This is a genomic window from Kitasatospora sp. NPDC001132 (genome assembly GCF_053598415.1).
Genome location: NZ_JBSFKF010000013.1, coordinates 92,617 through 110,517 on the forward strand (window position 1 = coordinate 92,617; position 17,901 = coordinate 110,517).

The 17,901-nt window shown below is 72.5% G+C and carries 16 protein-coding genes and 1 tRNA gene; 8 read left to right on the forward strand and 9 right to left on the reverse strand.

The window, feature by feature from the left end:
• The 4 genes from ACWDBE_RS19600 to ACWDBE_RS19615 all read right to left on the reverse strand — a co-directional run bounded on the left by ACWDBE_RS19600 (position 1) and on the right by ACWDBE_RS19615 (position 4,461).
• On the reverse strand, positions 1-480 hold the full coding sequence (locus ACWDBE_RS19600; protein ID WP_449788464.1) for a hypothetical protein: 480 nt from the start codon (positions 478-480) through the stop codon (positions 1-3).
• A gap of 1,395 nt (positions 481-1,875) precedes the next feature.
• Positions 1,876-1,949 (reverse strand) — tRNA-Pro (locus ACWDBE_RS19605).
• 100 nt (positions 1,950-2,049) lie between these two features.
• The gene (locus ACWDBE_RS19610) at positions 2,050-2,994 is read right to left on the reverse strand and encodes a metallophosphoesterase (protein ID WP_392914264.1); all 945 of its coding nucleotides are present in this window, start codon (positions 2,992-2,994) and stop codon (positions 2,050-2,052) included.
• A gap of 180 nt (positions 2,995-3,174) precedes the next feature.
• Positions 3,175-4,461 (reverse strand): helix-turn-helix domain-containing protein, encoded by a 1,287-nt coding sequence (locus ACWDBE_RS19615; protein WP_449808642.1) that lies wholly within the window; start codon positions 4,459-4,461, stop codon positions 3,175-3,177.
• Between the two features lie 743 nt (positions 4,462-5,204).
• Here ACWDBE_RS19615 and ACWDBE_RS19620 point away from each other — a divergent pair.
• Positions 5,205-5,666, forward strand: a complete 462-nt coding sequence (locus tag ACWDBE_RS19620) for a GatB/YqeY domain-containing protein (protein ID WP_449788462.1) — start codon at positions 5,205-5,207, stop codon at positions 5,664-5,666.
• A 130-nt stretch (positions 5,667-5,796) separates the two neighbouring features.
• On the opposite strand, the gene ACWDBE_RS19625 is transcribed toward ACWDBE_RS19620, so the two are convergent.
• Entirely contained in the window at positions 5,797-8,160 is a 2,364-nt protein-coding gene (locus ACWDBE_RS19625) for a transglycosylase domain-containing protein (protein WP_449788461.1), read from the reverse strand.
• A gap of 424 nt (positions 8,161-8,584) precedes the next feature.
• On the opposite strand from ACWDBE_RS19625, the gene ACWDBE_RS19630 reads away from it, so the two are divergent.
• Positions 8,585-8,908 (forward strand): WhiB family transcriptional regulator, encoded by a 324-nt coding sequence (locus tag ACWDBE_RS19630; protein WP_195911063.1) that lies wholly within the window; start codon positions 8,585-8,587, stop codon positions 8,906-8,908.
• 156 nt (positions 8,909-9,064) lie between these two features.
• On the opposite strand, the gene ACWDBE_RS19635 is transcribed toward ACWDBE_RS19630, so the two are convergent.
• Together ACWDBE_RS19635 and ACWDBE_RS19640 are read right to left on the reverse strand one after the other, a co-directional pair.
• Positions 9,065-10,237: an ArsA family ATPase gene (locus ACWDBE_RS19635; protein ID WP_449788460.1), complete on the reverse strand. Its 1,173-nt coding sequence runs from the start codon at positions 10,235-10,237 to the stop codon at positions 9,065-9,067.
• On the reverse strand, positions 10,234-11,307 hold the full coding sequence (locus tag ACWDBE_RS19640; protein WP_449808643.1) for an ArsA-related P-loop ATPase: 1,074 nt from the start codon (positions 11,305-11,307) through the stop codon (positions 10,234-10,236). The genes ACWDBE_RS19635 and ACWDBE_RS19640 overlap by 4 nt, the downstream gene beginning before the upstream one ends.
• Positions 11,308-11,519: 212 nt before the next feature.
• On the opposite strand from ACWDBE_RS19640, the gene ACWDBE_RS19645 reads away from it, so the two are divergent.
• The 5 genes from ACWDBE_RS19645 (at position 11,520) to ACWDBE_RS19665 (ending at position 14,301) form a co-directional block, all read left to right on the forward strand.
• Positions 11,520-11,678: a DUF4177 domain-containing protein gene (locus tag ACWDBE_RS19645; RefSeq protein ID WP_094743074.1), complete on the forward strand. Its 159-nt coding sequence runs from the start codon at positions 11,520-11,522 to the stop codon at positions 11,676-11,678.
• Entirely contained in the window at positions 11,675-12,142 is a 468-nt protein-coding gene (locus ACWDBE_RS19650; RefSeq protein ID WP_449788458.1) for a RidA family protein, read from the forward strand. The genes ACWDBE_RS19645 and ACWDBE_RS19650 overlap by 4 nt, the downstream gene beginning before the upstream one ends.
• Before the next feature lie 116 nt (positions 12,143-12,258).
• A complete protein-coding gene (locus ACWDBE_RS19655) occupies positions 12,259-13,125 on the forward strand; it encodes an NUDIX hydrolase (protein ID WP_449808644.1) in 867 nt (288 codons plus the stop codon).
• A gap of 172 nt (positions 13,126-13,297) precedes the next feature.
• Positions 13,298-13,471, forward strand: a complete 174-nt coding sequence (locus ACWDBE_RS19660; protein ID WP_449788456.1) for a hypothetical protein — start codon at positions 13,298-13,300, stop codon at positions 13,469-13,471.
• Positions 13,468-14,301, forward strand: a complete 834-nt coding sequence (locus tag ACWDBE_RS19665) for an MBL fold metallo-hydrolase (protein ID WP_449788455.1) — start codon at positions 13,468-13,470, stop codon at positions 14,299-14,301. The genes ACWDBE_RS19660 and ACWDBE_RS19665 overlap by 4 nt, the downstream gene beginning before the upstream one ends.
• Before the next feature lie 55 nt (positions 14,302-14,356).
• Here ACWDBE_RS19665 and ACWDBE_RS19670 read toward each other — a convergent pair whose 3' ends face one another.
• Together ACWDBE_RS19670 and ACWDBE_RS19675 are read right to left on the reverse strand one after the other, a co-directional pair.
• The gene (locus tag ACWDBE_RS19670) at positions 14,357-15,031 is read right to left on the reverse strand and encodes a Crp/Fnr family transcriptional regulator (protein ID WP_030288117.1); all 675 of its coding nucleotides are present in this window, start codon (positions 15,029-15,031) and stop codon (positions 14,357-14,359) included.
• Between the two features lie 242 nt (positions 15,032-15,273).
• Positions 15,274-16,062, reverse strand: a complete 789-nt coding sequence (locus tag ACWDBE_RS19675) for an alpha/beta fold hydrolase (protein ID WP_449788454.1) — start codon at positions 16,060-16,062, stop codon at positions 15,274-15,276.
• A 157-nt stretch (positions 16,063-16,219) separates the two neighbouring features.
• Between ACWDBE_RS19675 and ACWDBE_RS19680 the strand changes: the two genes are divergently transcribed.
• Complete coding sequence (locus tag ACWDBE_RS19680; protein WP_449808645.1) at positions 16,220-17,872, forward strand: FUSC family protein; 1,653 nt, start codon at positions 16,220-16,222, stop codon at positions 17,870-17,872.
• Positions 17,873-17,901: the final 29 nt, after the last annotated feature.

Here is a 17,901-nt window from a genome sequence, read left to right on the forward strand (position 1 = left end):
TCATGCGCTCGCGTTCGGCTGCTTCTCGTCCGGTCCGGTTCCTGCTTGCGGCTTCCTCAGCGAGAACCAGCCCACCTTGGCGCCCAGCAGCCAGATCACGCCCAGATACAGGTCCGGGCCCACCTGGCGGATCTCATCGCGCACGCCGCGAGCGACGAGGGATGTTCTGGAGTAGTCGATGACGATGCACTCCTCGCCGTCCAGCCGACTCGGTCCCGGAGCGACCGTGGCGAGGACGGCGAGCGCGTCCAGTGCGGACAGCCGATTGCTCAGGTACCCGCCAGTGCGGTCGAAGACCTTTCCCCGCCACACGGCCAGGCGCACCAACGCGGCGATCGGTCGGGTCACGCCCGTGCCCGCGCCGATGATGGCGGTGCCCTCCATCGGGCCGTCGGGAATGTCACCGGGCGGGCTCGTACGGAAGAGTTCCCCCAGACGATCCTCGTCGGCCGTCAGCAACTCGGCCTCGGTGAGCGTCACGATCATCCTCCAGGTGGTTGCCTTGCCGGCTGCCTACCGCCTTCGCTCCGTCGTTCCTTGAGCAGGCCAGTGAGGTGTCCAACCCCTGGCGGTCCCGCAGCAGGACCGTGGCGTCGAGAGCCCGTCGGCGATCCAGCCAGGTCCGCTCCGCGGGTAGGGGCAACCGACGTGCGATCCGGCTGCCAGCCTTGGCCATGTGTCAACCATGGGCGCTTTGAGTCCGATCCACCTCCGCTGTTGAGCCGAACAGCTGACGGCCGCCGTGAGGAAGGTCGACCCAGCGGGCGTCCCGCAGTCGCTGCTGCGGGACGCCCGTGGGAGGCAGCCGACCTCCTGGTGCTGTGCGTTGGCATGGGAGGCCTTCGGCAGCAGGGCAGGGGAGGGCGTTCCCCAGTGAACTGCTGGGCGGAAGGCCAGATTCGTAGCCGGACTACGGGCCGTAATCCGGCTATGGATCAGATGATCTGGACGCCCGCGCGGGCGGCGAAGTCCCGGACGCCGGCACTTGTTGAGGCTTCCCTGGACGAGGCTCATCTGCGGGCTCAGGTCACCGTTGGTGGGGTCGGTCCATGCGGCAGCTGGCAGGGTGGCGACCTCCTCGGGCGAGGCCGCGCCGGCCGTGGTGCCGACGGTCCGACCCAAGTAACCACTGGTGACCGCACCACCCCTGGCCACCGGCCCATAGGGCCGGCACACCTGAACAGCCGAACGCTTCACCGGCATCCACGCTCGACCCCAACGAGCGTGGATGCCGCCGTATCGGGGCCGCTCGCTGCGGACCACGCCTCGGCCCCGCCAGGTTGCGGTGCCCCTCCCCCCGTATCCGGCAACACGGACCCAGCTCGCCAAGCGGGCCTGCCCCGTCAGGTAGGCGGCCCGACGCGGGCCGGCATCACCGCCGCCGGCTCCGCACGGCCGCAAGGGCACCTTTGACCTCTACGACCAGCGCGAGTCGGTACCGACATCGGCCACCGCCAGCCCCGGCTGGTCGAGCCCGGTCAGGGCCAAGGCAGTGCTGGTCGACCCAGCGGTCTTCCAGGACGAGGACGCGGTCGGGGGCGCGGCGGGGCGAGCAGAGCGAGGCGACGGTCCAGGACTTCTGGCCGGAGCCGTTCGCTTTGCCCTCCACGCCCGCGCCGGCTTCTGAGTCATCGGCGCCCATGAGCACATCGGCAAACACCACGGGGTCTGGCGCGACGTCATGCGCCTTGAGCGCCACAGCCCGGGTGTGACCTGAATCACACCATGGTGTCGGCGAAGTACTTCGGCTCTGCCGGCACTTCCTCAGCATCCACTGCTGGCGGTCGGGGAGGGCCGGAGCGGTTGCTGTACTTTCGTGCTGGCAGATACGCCAGAGGCCCTATCGGATCTCTCCGATAGGGCCTCTGACCTGGGTCGGGGTGGCGGGATTTGAACCCACGGCCTCTTCGTCCCGAACGAAGCGCGCTACCAAGCTGCGCCACACCCCGGTCTTTCTGTTTGTCGCTCCGTCTCCTTCGCGACGAGTAGAACTCTACCGGACGCTCGCCTAGACACGAAATCCGGTTCCGGGCGGGCGTCCGGCGGGGGTCAGCGGGGGGCCGGGGTGAGGGTGAGGAGGGTGGCCTCGGGCGGGCAGGCGAAGCGGACGGGGGTGTAGCGGTTGGTGCCGCAGCCGGCCGAGACGTGGAGGTACGAGCGGTGGCCGCCGGCGGTGTGGGTGGAGAGGCCCTTGACCCGCCGGGTGTCGATGTCGCAGTTGGTGACCAGGGCGCCGTAGAAGGGGATGCAGAGCTGGCCGCCGTGGGTGTGCCCGGCGAGGATCAGCGGGTAGCGGTCGGCGGTGAAGGCGTCGAGGACGCGCAGGTAGGGCGCGTGGACGACGGCGAGGGAGAGGTCGGCGTCGGCGGAGGGGCCGCCGGCGACCTCGCTGTAGCGGTCGCGGCGGATGTGCGGGTCGTCGAGGCCGGTGAACTCCAGGTCGAGGCCGTTCACGGTGAGGCGGCCGCGGGTGTTGGTGAGGTCGAGCCAGCCGGCCCCGTCGAAGCCGTCGCGGAGCTTCTCCCACGGGTTGTGGACGGCGCCGGTGATGCCGCGGCGGGCGGTGCCGTCGGGGTTGTTCAGGCCGTGGGCGCCGCTGCGCATGGCCTGGAGGTAGCGGGCCGGGTTCTTGCGGGCCGGTCCGTAGTAGTCGTTGGAGCCGAAGACGTAGACGCCCGGGAACTCCATGAGCGGCCCGAGCGCGTCGAGGGTGGCCGGGACGCCGAGCGGGTCGGAGAGGTTGTCGCCGGTGTTGACCACCAGGTCGGGGCGCAGGCCGGCCAGGCTCTTCAGCCAGCGCTGCTTCTTGCCCTGCCCGCTCACCATGTGGATGTCGGACACCTGGAGGATCCGGATCGGCCGGGCGCCGCGCGGGAGGACGGGGACCTCGATCCGGCGGAGGCGGAAGGCCCGGACCTCGTACCCGACGGAGTAGGCGAGACAGGCGGCGCCGGTGACGGCGATGCCGAGGGGAACGGAGTGCAGCGGTCGCATCAGGCCATGCTCTCAGACGGTCGATCAGCCGGCGCACGCCCGGCGTCGGTGGTGAGAGCGGCGGCCGCCGGCCCACCGGCCGTGCCCGGAGCGGCATTCCGGGCACGGCCGGCACTCCTGGCGCGGCGGGTACGGAGGGGTACGGCGAGTACGGCGGGGTACGGCGGTGCGGGCCGGTCCTCAGGCCGGGATGGCGTTGACGTACTCGCGCATCATCCGGGGGACCCGGTACGCGTACTGGTGCCCGCGCTTGACCTGGACGACGGAGAAGTCGACCAGCTCGGCCAGGACGTCGAGGTTGCGGGCGGGCTCCCGGTCGCCGCCGTCCGGCTCCCGGCGGACGTCGTCGATGGAGAACTCCTCGGGGAACCGGGAGAGCCGTCTGAGCGCCCGGCGCTGCCGTTCGTCGAGCAGCCCGTACGCCCAGGCGAGGCTGCGGTGCAGCGAGCGGTGGTGGGAGAGCCCGCCGACCTCCTCCTGGCCGAGGATCGGCAGCACCCGGCACTCCTCCACCAGGACGTGCAGGGGCACCGAGCGCATCCGGACGGCCGCGTTCTCGATCGCGAGCGCCAGGCCGCCGAGGCGCCGGCAGAGCTCGACCACCTGCGGCATCTGGTCGCGCAGGTCGAGGGTGGGGGCGACCGAGTGCACCCGGCGGCAGAACAGTTCGGCGGCGGGCGGGCAGCCGTAGGGGCCGTCCGGATGGTCGACCGGCAGGGGTGAGACCTCCCACAGGTCGGCGGGGACCCCGGCGGGCGCCCGCAGCGAGGTGATCATGATGTGGAGCGCAGGGTGGCGCGCCAGCAGCGCCCTGACCTGCCGGGCCACCGTGTCGATGACGTGCTCGGCGTTGTCGATGACCAGCAGCAGCTGCGGCTCGGGCGTGGTCCGCGGATCGCGGTCGAAGCTCCGGAAGAGCGTGTCGAGCGCGCGCTGGGCCTGCGCCGCGGCGGCGGCCGGGTCGACGCCCTCGGGGGTCACCGAGCCGAGTTCCAGGACCACGACGCCGTCCCGGAAGCGGTCCAACAGGTGGGCGGCCGAGTCCAGCGCCAGCCGGGTCTTGCCGACCCCGGCGGGGCCGGTGAGCACCAGCGGCCGGCCCGGGCGCAGGGCGGTCACGACGTGCAGCAGGTCGGCCCGGCGGCCGACGGTGATGTCCGTCTTGGGGCGCAGGCCCCGCCAGCGCGCGTTGTCCGGGAGTTCGGCGACGTGGGTCGGCCATCCGGCCTCCGGCCGGGCGGACAGCAGCTCCGCCGGAGCGCCCGCCTGGACGGCCCGGGAGAGCACGGTGTCGTTCCGGTCGGTCGCCGCGGAGAACAGCGCGCCCACCAGGAGTTCCACGGAACTGCGCCGCGGATTCTTGATGGCGCCGGTTTCCAGGTTACGGATGGTGCGGACACTGACGGTGGAGTGCTCGGCTAATTGCTCCTGGCTCCATCCGATCATCTTCCGTTGGGTTACCAGCATCGAGCGAAGCTGATTGTTGTCCATTCCCCCGCGCTTCCTGCCGTCGTGAGCAGAATAAAAGTCAGAACTCGATGCGCCGTTTTTGTCGGCGCCGATCACTCCGAAAAACGATCACTGCCGGCCAGGCGGTCGGACAGCCGGGCGGAGCGCAGGCGTGAACGCTCGTGTCGGCCTGGGCCGCAAGGCGCCCGGACACAAGGTGTCAGGGTCGAACGGTGCTCGGGCAGCAGTGTGTCAGTGCTGTGGAATAATGAATCGGGGACGTGGTGACGGTTTGTCGCAGCTGTTCGTGGCGGCCTTCGGCGGTGATTCGGCGTTGATTCGACGGTGAGTCGATCGCCGCCATCGGGCTACTCGAGCGACGCGCGAACGAGTGTACTACGCGGACTTTTTTCGGCGAAGTGGTCACAACGTTCGATTTGCCCCTTTGTGACCGGCAACTTCGCGCCGCCCGCGGCAGTTTTCGGCATTGGGGCCGAAATTGTACGAGCATTATCGGCCATCTTGGCCGAATCCATTCGTCCGCTCCCGGTCCCGGACGTCGATTGTTCACGGATTCGACCGCCGCGCGTTCCCGCCCCGGATCGTCGCCCGCTTCCGAGCGGAACCGCCTGCGACCCGTGCGCTGTCGGGCGACGGCCGGCCGGGACCGTCGGGGATACTCGTTCAACTGCGGAAATCCCGGTGGATGCCCAGCGGAAACCTGGTTGAGCCCACCCACGGCCGAAGGATAAGAAGAGGAAATGACAACGCTCAAGGAGCAGCTGCAAGCGGACCTCACGGCTGCCATCAGGGAACGGGACGAGCTTCGCGCGTCCACCATCCGGCTCACCCTGACCGCCGTCACCAGCGAGGAGGTGGCGGGCGAGCAGAAGCGCGAGCTGTCCGACGACGACGTGCTGAAGGTGATCGCTCGCGAGGCGAAGAAGCGCCGGGAGGCGGCCGAGGCCTTCGACACCGCCGGCCGGACGGACCAGGCGGCCCGCGAGCGGTCCGAGCGCGAGGTGCTGGCGGCCTACCTGCCCAAGCAGCTCTCCGACGAGGAGCTGGCCGCGATCGTCGCGGCCGCCGTGGCCACCGTGGCCGAGGGCGGCACGAGCGGCCCGCAGGCGATGGGCGCCGTCATGAAGCTGGTGAAGCCCAAGGTCGACGGCCTGGCCGAGGGCGGCCGGGTCGCCGCCGCGGTGAAGGCCGCCCTGGCCTGAACCGGCGCGCCCGGCCGCTCCCGCGAGCGCGCCCCGCGAGCACGCCCCGGGAACATGCCGAAGGGGCGCCCTCCGCGCTGGAGGGCGCCCCTTCGGCATGTTCCGGAGGGCCGGTCACCCGGCCGCCGGGTCAGCCGTTCCCGTTCCCGTTGCCGCCGCCGTGCCGGCCGCCGTTCCCGCCCCCGGGGAGGGGCGGCAAGGTGAACCCGCCCGGGAAGCCGCCCGGCAGCCCGCCGGGCTGGCCACCGGCCTGGCCGGGGTTCCCGCCCTGCTGCGGCGGCGGGGGGTTGCCGCCGGGCTGCGGGGCGTTCGGGTCGGCGGCCGGCGGGGTGGCGCCGGCCGCGGGGGCGCCCGGCGCGGGAGCGGCCGGCTGCGGGTCCGGGATGCTGGCGGTCTGGATCGGCTCCAGCGGGGTGCCCTTGAGCGCCTGGTTCATCGCCATCGCCCAGATCGGGCCGGGGCCGTCGGCGCCGAACACCTCGGTGAAGGGCTTGCCGCCGATGGTGATGTTCTTCATCTTGACGCCGCCGGCCGGGCCGCCGAGCCAGACCGCGGTGGCCAGCGACGGGGTGTAGCCGCTGAACCAGGCGGCCTTCTTCTCGTCGGTGGTACCGGTCTTGCCGGCGATCTTGCGGCCGTCGTCCATGGTCAGGGCGGCCGCGGTGCCCTTCTCGGTCACGTTCAGCAGGACGGCGTTGAGCGAGTCGGCGGTCTGCTCGGAGAAGGCCTGGCTGCACTGGGACTGCGGGACCGGGATGTCCTTGCCGTCCACCGTGGTGATCTTGTTGATCGCGACCGGGGTGCAGTACTTGCCGCGGGCGGCGAAGGTCGCGTAGACGTTCGCCATGGTCAGCGGCGAGAGCTCCAGGGTGCCGAGGACCATCGAGGGCACCTCCTGGAAGGCGTCGCCCTTGGCGGACTGGGTGATGCCCAGCTTGTTGGCCATCTGCTTCATCGCGCAGAGGCCGACCTGCTGCTCCATCTGCACGAAGTAGGTGTTGACCGAGCGGGCCATCGCCTCCTTCAGCTGGTACGGCCCGACCTCGCTGTCCTGCTCGTTCTTCACCGTCTCCTTGGGCTTGACGGTGTTCTTCCAGGTGCCCGAGCAGGTGGACATCTGCGGGTACTCGATCTTGTTCTCGGACGGGAACGACTGGGTGTTCGACATGCCAGACTCCAGCGCGGCCGCGGCCAGGATCGGCTTGAAGGTCGAACCGGTCTGGAACCCGTTGCCGCCGCCCATCGCGGCGTCCACGTTGAGGTTGACGACGGTCTGGTTCTTGTTGGAGTCCAGGCCGTACGGGCGGGTCTGGGCCATCGCGAGGATCTTGCCGGTGCCCGGCTCCATCATGGTCGCGGCGGCCGACACCGTGTCGGTCACGTAGACCTTCTTGGTGACGGCGTTCTGGGCGGCGGCCTGCTTGTCCGGGTCCAGCGTGGTGTAGATGTTCAGGCCGCCGGTGTTCCACACCTTCTTGCGCTCGTCGGCGCTCTTGCCGAAGGCCGGGTCCTGCTTGACCACGTGGCGGACGTAGTCGCAGAAGAAGCCCATGCCGGCCTGGGCGGTGATGCAGCCGTTCTGCGGGTCCTTGTACTTCAGGCCCAGCGGGGCGGCCTTCGCCTCCTTCGCCTGGTCGGCGGTGATGTGCTTGTTCTCCAGCATCTTGTCGATCACGACGTTGCGGCGCTTGACCGTGTTCTCGGGGTAGCGCACCGGGTCGTAGGACGACGGGTTCTGCACCATGCCGGCCAGGGTGGCGGCCTCGGCGATGGTCAGGTCCTTGTTGCTCTTGCTGAAGTAGCGCTGGGAGGCGGCCTCGACCCCGTAGGCCTGGTGGCCGTAGAAGGTGATGTTGAGGTAGTTGGTGAGGATCTGGTCCTTGGACAGGTCCTCCTCCAGCTTGATGGCGACCTTGAGCTCCTGGATCTTGCGGCCCAGGGTCTTGCGCTGGGCCTCCAGGACGGCCGCCTGGTCGTCGCCTGCCTTCTCCACGTTGACGTTCTTCACGTACTGCTGGGTCAGCGTCGAAGCGCCCTGCGCGGTGGTGCCGCTCTCCGCGTTCTTGCTGATCGCGCGGAGCACGCCCTTGAGGTCGACGGCGCCGTGCTCGTAGAAGCGGGCGTCCTCGATGTCCACCTGGGCGTGCCGCATGAACGGCGACATCTGGTCGGCGGTGATGACGGTGCGGTCGCGCTCGTAGACCTTGGCGATCAGGCCGCCCTTGGCGTCGAAGATCTGGGTCGCCTGGGTCAGCGGCGGCGTCTTGAAGTCGTCGGAGATGTTGGAGAAGCTCTCCGCCGTGTCCTTGGCGGTCAGCCCGATGGCGCCGACCGCGGGCAGGGCGAGGCCTGCCAGCAGGACTCCGGAGAGCACGCTGACGCCCAGGAACTTGACGCCGTTGCCGACGTGCTCCATCGGGGATCCGTCGGCCTTGCCGCGCGGAGCTCCGGTGTTGCCTGGGGGCTGGGATGCCTGAGGGCGCTTCGGTGCCATGAGGAGAACCCTACGTTGCGGATTCCCGCACACCGGGGCAGGTGTTCGCCTAGGCTTGTCACAAGCTTGCGACAGCTTCGGTGCGTCAACATCATTCACTCTTGTGGGCGAGGAGAGTTGCCCGGATTGCCCGCCGATGGCCGGGTTCTGAGGCGACTGTGACCTGTTGTGTCCGTGTGGCCGGTTGCTCTCCGTGACGACTCCTGTGACGAGCGTGGGGGCGCCGCTCTTGGCAAGGTGTGCGACCTGCGATCACTCCAACGAGTGAGCTGATCGCCACCCATAGTCCGATTGGGTCATTCGAGATTGAGCCCGAAGGGGCTGTTGCAAGCTGTCGTTCTTCCGTAACGTCCTCAACTGGCAACGGTGAATATGCCGTTGCCGCCGTGGGGGAGCCTCGAATACGGGAGAGGACGGCGCCGGCATGGGCTGGGTTGACGACTGGAGTGCGCAGGCCGCCTGTCGCACGAGTGATCCGGACGAACTGTTCGTCCAGGGGGCGGCACAGAACCGCGCGAAGGCGGTGTGCAGCGGCTGCCCCGTCCGGACGGAGTGCCTCGCGGACGCCCTGGACAACCGGGTGGAGTTCGGGGTGTGGGGCGGGATGACGGAGCGGGAGCGCCGGGCGCTGCTGCGCCGCCGCCCGACCGTCATCTCGTGGCGGAAGCTGCTGGAGACGGCGCGCACCGAGTACGAGGAGTCCCTCGCGACCGGGGTGATACTGACGGACTACGCCCAGGCGGGCTGAGCCCGGCCGCACCGCGCGGTCCGGGCCGGTCGGCCCTCGGGCGCGGGCCACCGCGCGCCGGCGGTCACCCCCGCGCCGTCAACCGGGCCGTGGATCCGGCCAGATCGCCCCCCGGCGAGACCGCGGCTCCGGCGAGAGGCCACGCCACACCGTCGGCTACTCGGCGCCGTTGAGCCGCTCCCCGATGGCCCGCAGGCCGTCCAGGTCGTGCACGTCCCCCGGCAGCGCCGGCACCTCCACGATCGGCACGTCCGGGTACACCGAGACGAAGCGGTCGCGGGTGCGGCGTTCGCGCCCCATGATCTGCATCCGCTCGGCGTGCAGCCGCAGCAGCCCGGCCGCGAGCAGCTCGGCCTCCGGCGAGGCGTGCTCCGAGCCGTTCTCCTCCAGCGTCTCGGCGGCCGCCAGCGCCCGTTCCGCGGTGAGCTGCGGTGCCCCGGTGCCGTGCACCCGGTTGAGCACCAGCCCGGCCAGCGGCATCCGGTCCGCGGCCAGCCGGTCCACGAAGTACGCCGCCTCGCGCAGCGCGTCCCGCTCCGGCGCGGCCACCACCAGGAACGCCGTGCCCGGCGCCTTGAGCAGCTGGTACGTGCGGTCCGCGCGCTCCCGGAAGCCGCCGAACATCGAGTCCATCGCGCTGACGAAGGTCTGCACGTCGGTGAGCAGTTGGGCGCCGAAGATCTTGCCGAGGGTACCGGTGAGCAGGCCCATCCCGGCGTTCAGGAAGCGCATCGCGCTGCGCCCGCCGACCTTGGCCGGGGCGGTCAGGATCCGGATCACCCGGCCGTCCAGGAAGGATCCGAGCCGGTTGGGCGCGTCCAGGAAGTCCAGCGCCGAGCGGGACGGCGGGGTGTCCACGACGATCAGGTCCCACTCCTCGGCGGCGCGCAGCTGCCCGAGCTTCTCCATCGCCATGTACTCCTGCGTGCCCGCGAAGCCGGCCGACAGGGACTGGTAGAAGGGGTTCTCCATGATCGCCCGGGCCCGTTCGGGCTCGGCGTGGGCCAGCACGACCTCGTCGAAGGTCCGCTTCATGTCCAGCATCATGGCCTGGAGTTCGCCCTCACCGCTGACGCCCTTGACCACCCTGGGGGTGTTGTCGAGCTCGGTGAGGCCCATCGACTGGGCGAGCCGGCGGGCCGGGTCGATGGTCAGCACCACGACCTTGCGGCCGCGTTCGGCGGCCCGCAGGCCGAGCGCCGCGGCGGTGGTGGTCTTGCCGACGCCGCCGGAGCCGCAGCAGACGATGATCCTGGTCTTCTGGTTGTCGATCAGCTCGTCCACCGCGAGCCGCCGCCCGGTGCTCCGCACCCCGCTGTTCGAGGTCATGCCGCCCCCTGCCGCTTCAGTTCGCCCGCCAGCCGGTACAGCCCGCCGAGGTCCACGCCCTCGCCCAGCAGCGGAAGTTCGTACGTGGGGAGCCGCAGTTGCTGGATGTCGGCGCGCTGCGCGCGTTCCAGCTCGACCCGCTCGGCGTGCTCCCTGGCCTGGTCCAGCAGCGGGTCGAGCAGCGGCTCCACCGCCGCCCTGACCTTCTCCGCGGTGCGTGTGCGGCCGCCGATCCCGGCCTCCCCGAGCGCCAGGGCGACCTCCTCGCGGTGGTCCCCGTCCACCGCGGCCACCGCCGCCGCGTCCAGCACCGGGGGCCGGACCATGTTGACCATCACCCCGCCCACCGGGAGCTTCGCCTCGCGCAGCTCCGCGATGCCGTCGACCGTCTCCTGCACCGGCATCTCCTCCAGCAGGGTGACCAGGTGCACCGCGGTCTCCGGCGACTTCAGCACCCGCATCACGGCCTGCGCCTGGGTGTGTATCGGGCCGATCCGGGCCAGCCCGGCGACCTCGGAGTTGACGTTCAGGAACCGGGTCAGCCGCCCGGTCGGCGGGGCGTCCATCACCACCGCGTCGTAGCGCCGCCGGCCGTCCTGGTCCTTGCGCCTGGTCGCCTCGCAGGCCTTGCCGGTGAGCAGGACGTCCCGCACGCCGGGCGCGATGGTGGTGGCGAAGTCGACGAAGCCGACCTTCTGGAGCGCCTTCCCGGCCCGGCCGAGCTTGTAGAACATCTCCAGGTACTCCAGCAGCGCCAGCTCGGTGTCGATCGCCAGCGCGAAGACCTCGCCGGGCCCGCCCTCCCCGGCCGGGAGCCCCAGTTGGGGGCGGGAGACCGAGGCGATCCGGCGCTCCTCGTACGGCAGTGCGGCGATCCCGAACAGCTCGGCGACGCCCTGCCGGCCCTCGACCTCGATCAGCAGCACCCGTCCGCCGTCCGCGGCGAGCGCCAGGGCCAGCGCCGCGGCCAGCGTGGTCTTCCCGGTGCCGCCCTTGCCGCTGACCACGTGCAGCCGGACGCCCTCCCAGTCGGGGTCGCGCCGGGCCGCCTGGTCGGGGGTGCGTGCCACGCTCCGTCTCCGTCCGTCTCCGTCTTACGGGCGTCCCCTCCTGACGAGGGTGCCCCTCACCAGGGTGCCCTCTCGCGAGGGTAACCAGGGAGCGCACCGGATGCCCGGAGCACCTGGGTCGTCAGGCCCGATCATGCCCTCTTTGTGCCCCACCTCACACGCCCGGGGGCGGGCGGCGCGGTTCGCCGCGACGGCTCGTCTAGAGTCTGGCCATGACCAAGTGGGAATACATGACGGCGCCCCTGCTGGTGCACGCCACCAAGCAGATCCTGGACAACTTCGGCGAGGACGGCTGGGAGCTCGTCCAGGTCGTGCCCGGCCCGAACCCGGAGCAGCTGGTGGCCTACTTCAAGCGGGAGAAGAACGCATGAGCAAGGTCGAGGAGAAGCTCGCCGAGCTGGGCCTGACCCTGCCTCCGGTGGCCGCCCCGGTCGCCGCCTACGTGCCGGCCGTGGAGTCCGGCGAACTCGTGTTCACCTCCGGCCAGCTCCCGGTCGTCGGCGGCAAGCTGCCGACCACGGGCAAGGTCGGCGCCGAGGTCTCCCCGGAGGAGGCCAAGGAGCTGGCGCAGATCTGCGCGCTGAACGCCCTGGCCGCCGTGAAGTCGGTGATCGGCGACCTCGACCGGATCGAGCGGGTCGTCAAGGTCGTCGGCTTCGTCGCCGCCGCCCCCGACTTCATCGCCGTCCCGGCCGTCGTCAACGGTGCCAGCGAGCTGCTCGGCCAGGTGCTGGGCGACGCCGGCGTGCACGCCCGCAGCGCCGTCGGCGTCGCGGTGCTGCCGTTGGACGCCCCGGTCGAGGTCGAGCTCGTGGTGCGCGTCAAGGCCGCCTGAGCCTGATCGCGGAGGCGGGGCCGGACACCTTCCGGCCCCGCCTCCGTGTGACCGGAGGGTGTCCGATCGACCGGTGAGCCTGGCGGGAATCGTCGGACACGCCCTAGCATCCGGGCATGGACCATCGAGCGACGACGCTCCCGATGCCGCCCGGCTGGCCCGCCCGGATCCGGGCGGTCGAATCCGGCGCGGTGACCCCGCCGGTGCCCAAGGCCGCCGCGACGGTCGTGCTGCTGCGCGACGCCGCCGACGGGCCCGAGGCCTACCTGCTGCGCAGGCGCACCTCGATGGCCTTCGCGGCCGGGATGTACGCCTACCCGGGCGGTGGGGTGGACCCGCGGGATGCCGAGGTCGAGCCGGGCTGGGCCGGACCGGCTCCCGAGGAGTGGGCCCGGCGGCTCGGGCTGGACGCCCGGACGGCGCGGGCGGTGGTCTGCGCGGCGGTCCGCGAGACCTTCGAGGAGGCCGGCGTGCTGCTGGCCGGCCCCGACTCCGACAGCATCGCCGCACCGCGCGACTGGTCCGCCGAACGGGCCGCGCTGGAGGCGCACGAGCTGTCCTTCGCCGAGTTCCTCCGCGACCACGGCCTGGTGCTGCGCAGCGACCTGCTGGGCGGCTGGGCCCGCTGGATCACCCCGGAGTTCGAGGAACGGCGTTACGACACCTGGTTCTTCGTCGCCGCGCTGCCGGCCGGCCAGCGCGCGGCCCTGGAGGTCGGCGAGGCCGACCGGGTCGCCTGGCTGACGCCGGCCGAGGCGGTGCGGGGCTACCGGGAGGGCCGGTTCGGCATGCTGCCGCCGACCGTGACGGTGCTGCGCGAGCTGTCCTCGGTGCGGACCGCGGCCGAGGCGCTGGCCGCGGCGGCCGACCGCCGGCTGGCGCCGGTCCTGGGCCGGGCCGAGGTCCGCGGCGACCGGTTGACGGTCCGCTGGCCCGGTCACGAGGAGTTGACCATCGACGGGGAGTTCCCGGAGGGCTCCTGACCGTTCCACCCACTGGGACCATCCGTACGATCCGTACGATCCGCAGGACCCGCAGGACCCGTCGGGGTCGCGAGGCCCGTACGAATCCCGCGAGGCCCGTAGGACCGCGCGGGCCCGTGTTCCCGCACGACGTGACCGACCCGTACCGACGCAGAGAAAGGACCGACGCCCGATGACCCACAACGACGTGGCTCGCCGGACGGCGCCAGAGATGCCCGCCCGCCGCCTGACTCCCCGTACCCCCGCCTGTGACAGCCAGGTCCCGTTCGCCGAGGTGGCGCAGCGCGCCCTCACCCGGGTGCTGCCGCTGCGGGCCCTGCACCGAGACGGCGGAGGCGGCCGGTGAGCGGAATCCTGCCGGGCGACCCCGCCGCCGTCGTCGGCGGCGAGGCCACCCCTCGGGCGCTGTGCGTGCTGGCACCGAACCCGTCGCCGATGACGCTGGACGGCACCAACACCTGGCTGCTCTCCGAGCCCGGCTCGGACCTCGCGGTGGTGATCGACCCGGGCCCGTTGCACGAGGGCCACCTGCGCCGGGTGATCGACCTCGCGGAGGAGCGGGGCAAGCGGGTCGCGCTGACCCTGCTCACCCACGGCCACCCCGACCACTCCGAGGGCGCGGCCCGCTTCGCCGAGCTGACCGGCACCGAGGTGCGGGCCCTGGACCCGGCACACCGGCTGGGCTCGGAGGGCCTGGTGGGCGGCCAGCGCCTGGACGTCGGCGGCCTGGACCTGCGGGTGGTGGCCACCCCGGGGCACACCTCGGACTCGCTGACCTTCCACCTGCCGGACGACGGCGCGGTGCTCACCGGCGACACCGTGCTCGGCCGCGGCACCACGATGGTCGCGCACCCCGACGGCCGGCTCGGCGACTACCTGGACTCGCTGCGCCGGCTGCACACCATGGCCTCGCACCACGGCGTGCGGACCGTGCTGCCTGGCCACGGCCCGGTGCTCGCGGACGCGCTCGGCGCCGTCGACTACTACCTGGCCCACCGGGCGGCCCGGCTCGCCCAGGTGGAGACGGCGGTCGAGACGGGCTGCCGGACCGCGCCCGAGGTGGTGGCCAGGGTCTACGCCGACGTGGACCGGGCACTCTGGCCGGCCGCCGAGCTGTCGGTGCGGGCCCAACTGGACTACCTGGAGGAGCACGGGCTGATCCCCGAGCTCGACTGACCGCGAACGCGGAAGGGCCCGTCCGATCGGACGGGCCCTTCCGCGTTCGCGGGCGTCAGCGCGAGCGGCGCGACAGCCGCTCGACGTCCAGCAGGACCACCGCGCGGGCCTCCAGCTTCAGCCAGCCGCGGCCGGCGAAGTCGGCGAGCGCCTTGTTGACCGTCTCGCGGGAGGCGCCGACCAGCTGGGCCAGCTCCTCCTGGGTGAGGTCGTGGGCGACGTGGATGCCCTCCTCGGACTGCACGCCGAACCGGCGGGAGAGGTCCAGCAGGGCCTTGGCGACGCGGCCGGGCACGTCGGAGAAGACCAGGTCGGACATCACGTCGTTGGTGCGGCGCAGTCGGCGGGCGATGGCCCGCAGCAGCGCGATGGAGACCTCGGGGCGGGCGTGCAGCCAGGGCTGGAGGTCGCCGTGACCGAGGCCCAGCAGCTTGACCTCGGTCAGCGCGCTGGCCGTCGCGGTGCGCGGGCCCGGGTCGAACAGCGACAGTTCGCCGATCATCTCGCTGGGGCCGAGCACGGCCAGCATGTTCTCGCGGCCGTCCGGCGAGGCGCGGTGCAGCTTGACCTTGCCCTCCGCCACGACGTACAGCCGGTCGCCCGGGTCGCCCTCGTGGAACAGCGACTCCCCACGGGCGAGGGTGACCTCGGTCATGGAAGCGCGCAGCTCGCCGGCCTGTTCGTCGTCGAGTGCCGCGAAGAGTGCGGCGCGCCGCAGAACGTCGTCCACGTGCTTCCTCCTTCTCGGCCGTACGGCGGGTGGGCCGTCCGGCGCAAGTTCCGTTCAGTGTTCTGCGTCACCAAGCATGGCGCATGTCGCTCCGATCATATGAGGAGGGGGTGTGCCGAGGTGTGCCGTGCGGGGCCATTCGTACCGGCCGGTTACCGGGCGGAGCCGGTGCCGGGAGCCTTTTGTCGAATCTCTGTGCGATTTGATCGAATAGACGGTCGCCCCGCGGCACCGGCCGTGCGTCAGGCGTAGAACGCCACCAGTTCCGGCGCCAGCACCTCGGCCACCACCTCGTGGGTCTGGCCGTCCAGCGTCCGGTGCTCGGCGCCGGGCACGGCCGCCGCCACCGCGCGGGCCGGGGCCCGCAGCATCTCCGGGCTGTCGCCGCCGTCCAGGGACAGGGTCGGTACGGCGACGGTGGCCAGCAGGTCGACCGGGACGGCCGAGTCGGTCCGGTCGCCGAGCGCCGCCGCGTCGTAGGCCAGGGTCGGTGCGACCGCCTCGAACAGTGACCACCCGGGCGCGCCGCGCATGCCCTCCACCGCCTCCGCCGGCGCCCCGGCGTAGACCATGAGGGCCGCGACGGCGTCCCCGCGGCGCCCCTCGGCGAGCGCCGCCGTCAGCTCGGCGACGTACTCGCGGAAGCGCTCGCTCTGCGCCTCCTCGGTGCTGAACGGCGGCTCGTAGACGGCGAGCCGGGTGATGCCGATGTCCGCGGCGGCGGCCCGCAGGGCGAGCGCGGCGCCGGCGGAGTGGGCGAAGACGCGGGCCGAGCCGCCCGCCGCCGTGATGACGGCGGCCAGGTCCTCGATCTCGCGTTCCACCGCGAAGGGCCCGTTGTCCCCGCTGTCGCCGCGCCCGCGCCGGTCGTAGGTCCACACGGTGTGGTGCGCCGCCAGCTGCTCGGCGATCGCGGCGCTCGGCCCCACGCCGCGGTGGCACAGCGCGCCGTCGACCAGGACGACGGCCGGGCCGGAGCCGGTCACGGAGCAGGCGAGGACGGTGCCGTCGGTGGAGACCACGGTGCTCATCGGGTGTTCCTTCGGTCGTGCGAGTCGGTCAGGGGGATGGACCGGGGTTCGCCGCGCAACTCATCGGTCCGGCGGCAATCTACTGTCCGGGGCCGGGTGCGCGCGGGGAGTCCGAGAGGATATACTTTACGGGTAAATTACCTGCTAATCTTTTTGTATGGTCACAACCGCCCAGTTCCGTCAGGCAGTTCGGGTCGGTCCGGCCGGAGACGGCTGGCACAAGCCTGCGCTCAGCGCCGTGGTCACCCTGGGCGCGCTCGACCTCGCCCTGCTCGGCCTCGGCCGGCTCGACCTCGCCCTCTACACCGCGGCCGGCGGCCTGGGCGCGCTGTACGGGCACGGCCTGCCCTACCGGGCCCGGGCCCGGACACTGGCCGGCGTGCTGCTCGGCACCGTGCTCAGCACCGGCGCCGCCCTCACCGCCGCCGCGCTGACCCGGGACGCCGCCGTCCTGGTCGCGGTGGCGGCGGTGCTCGCCGCTCTGCACAAACTGCTCTGCGACGCCGCCAGGGTCGGCCCGCCCGGCAGCCTGATCATCACCTTCACCTCCGCCAGCTGCGCCTTCGTCCCGCAGCGGCTCGCCGAGGTCCCGCCGCACCTGGCACTCACCGTGCTCGGCGCCACCCTGGCCTGGCTGGTCTGCATGGCCCCGGCCCTGGTGCGCCCGTACGGGCCGGAGCGGATCGCCACCGCCCGCGCGCTGGAGGCCGCCGCCCGGCTGCTGCGGACCGGGCCCGGCGCGCCGGACGGGGCCGCCCGTACCGCCCTGGTCGGCGCGGTCGAGGCGGCCTGGCAGAGCCTCGCGCTCTCCGCCCCGGCCCGGCGGCGCGCCCTCGGCGACGCGCCCGAGCGGCTGCTGGTGCGCGCGGAGGCCGCACTGGCCGGACCGGCCCGGCCCGAGGACGCCGCGCGGTACCTCGGCTGGGCCCGCGACCTGCGGCGCGGCCGCCCGCTGCCGTCGCCGGACCTCACCGAGGCGGAGGCCGCCGAGCCGGCCGCCCGCCGCCCCGGCACCCGGCCACCGCTCCGGCGGGCGCTGCGGCCCGGGTCGGCGCTGCTGCCGATCGCGCTGCGCGTCGCGGTCGGCTGCGCCGCCGCCGGGTGGCTCTCGCTGGCGCTCGGCGTCGGCCGGCCGTACTGGGCGGTGGTCACCGCGGCCTCGGTGTTCCAGGCCAACAGCACGCTTTCCTGGCAGCGCGCCCTGCAGCGGGTGCTGGGCAACCTGCTCGGCCTGCCGCTGTTCACCGCCGCGCTGCCCCTCGCGCACTCGGGCCCGGCGGCGCTGATCGGGCTCGGGCTGGTCTGCCAGTTCGGCGCGGAGGCGACGATCGCCCGCAGCTACTGGCTGGCGACGGTCTTCGTGACCCCTCTGGCGCTGCTGATGACGGAGTTCGCGGGCCCCCAGCCGGCCGGGGCGCTGGTCGCCGACCGCTGGCTGGACACCTGCGTCGGCGCGCTCACCGGCCTCGCGGCCTGCCTGCTGGTCACCAACCGCCGCACCGCCGCCCGACTGGCCCGCGCCCTGGCCGGAGCCGAGGCCGCCGGACAGCGGGCGCTGGCCGCCGTCCGCGTCGACCAGGCCGTGAGCGCCCCGGAGGCGCGCGCCGCCCGTACCGGCCTCGCCACCGCCCTGCTGGAGCTGCGCGAGGCCACCGACACCGCCGCCGGCGAGTGGCGCCGCCCCGACCTCCCGCACCAGCGCGCCACCGCCACCGAGCAGCAGGCCCACCACCTGCTGGCCGCCCTGCTGGAACGCCGCGGCCGCGGCCGCCTTCCCGACCCGGCCGGGCCCCTGCCGGACACGGCCTAGGATCGAAGCCGATCGGCAGGCCGCAGAAC

Bases quoted from the DNA above. Each gene is read 5' to 3' on its own strand.
- ACWDBE_RS19610 (WP_392914264.1), bottom strand. From the start codon at position 2,994: ATGCGACCGCTGCACTCCGTTCCCCTCGGCATCGCCGTCACCGGCGCC.
- ACWDBE_RS19615 (WP_449808642.1), bottom strand. From the start codon at position 4,461: ATGCTGGTAACCCAACGGAAGATGATCGGATGGAGCCAGGAGCAATTA.
- ACWDBE_RS19620 (WP_449788462.1), top strand. From the start codon at position 5,205: ATGACAACGCTCAAGGAGCAGCTGCAAGCGGACCTCACGGCTGCCATC.
- ACWDBE_RS19625 (WP_449788461.1), bottom strand. From the start codon at position 8,160: ATGGCACCGAAGCGCCCTCAGGCATCCCAGCCCCCAGGCAACACCGGA.
- ACWDBE_RS19630 (WP_195911063.1), top strand. From the start codon at position 8,585: ATGGGCTGGGTTGACGACTGGAGTGCGCAGGCCGCCTGTCGCACGAGT.
- ACWDBE_RS19635 (WP_449788460.1), bottom strand. From the start codon at position 10,237: ATGACCTCGAACAGCGGGGTGCGGAGCACCGGGCGGCGGCTCGCGGTG.
- ACWDBE_RS19645 (WP_094743074.1), top strand. From the start codon at position 11,520: ATGACCAAGTGGGAATACATGACGGCGCCCCTGCTGGTGCACGCCACC.
- ACWDBE_RS19650 (WP_449788458.1), top strand. From the start codon at position 11,675: ATGAGCAAGGTCGAGGAGAAGCTCGCCGAGCTGGGCCTGACCCTGCCT.
- ACWDBE_RS19655 (WP_449808644.1), top strand. From the start codon at position 12,259: ATGGACCATCGAGCGACGACGCTCCCGATGCCGCCCGGCTGGCCCGCC.
- ACWDBE_RS19660 (WP_449788456.1), top strand. From the start codon at position 13,298: ATGACCCACAACGACGTGGCTCGCCGGACGGCGCCAGAGATGCCCGCC.
- ACWDBE_RS19675 (WP_449788454.1), bottom strand. From the start codon at position 16,062: ATGAGCACCGTGGTCTCCACCGACGGCACCGTCCTCGCCTGCTCCGTG.
- ACWDBE_RS19680 (WP_449808645.1), top strand. From the start codon at position 16,220: ATGGTCACAACCGCCCAGTTCCGTCAGGCAGTTCGGGTCGGTCCGGCC.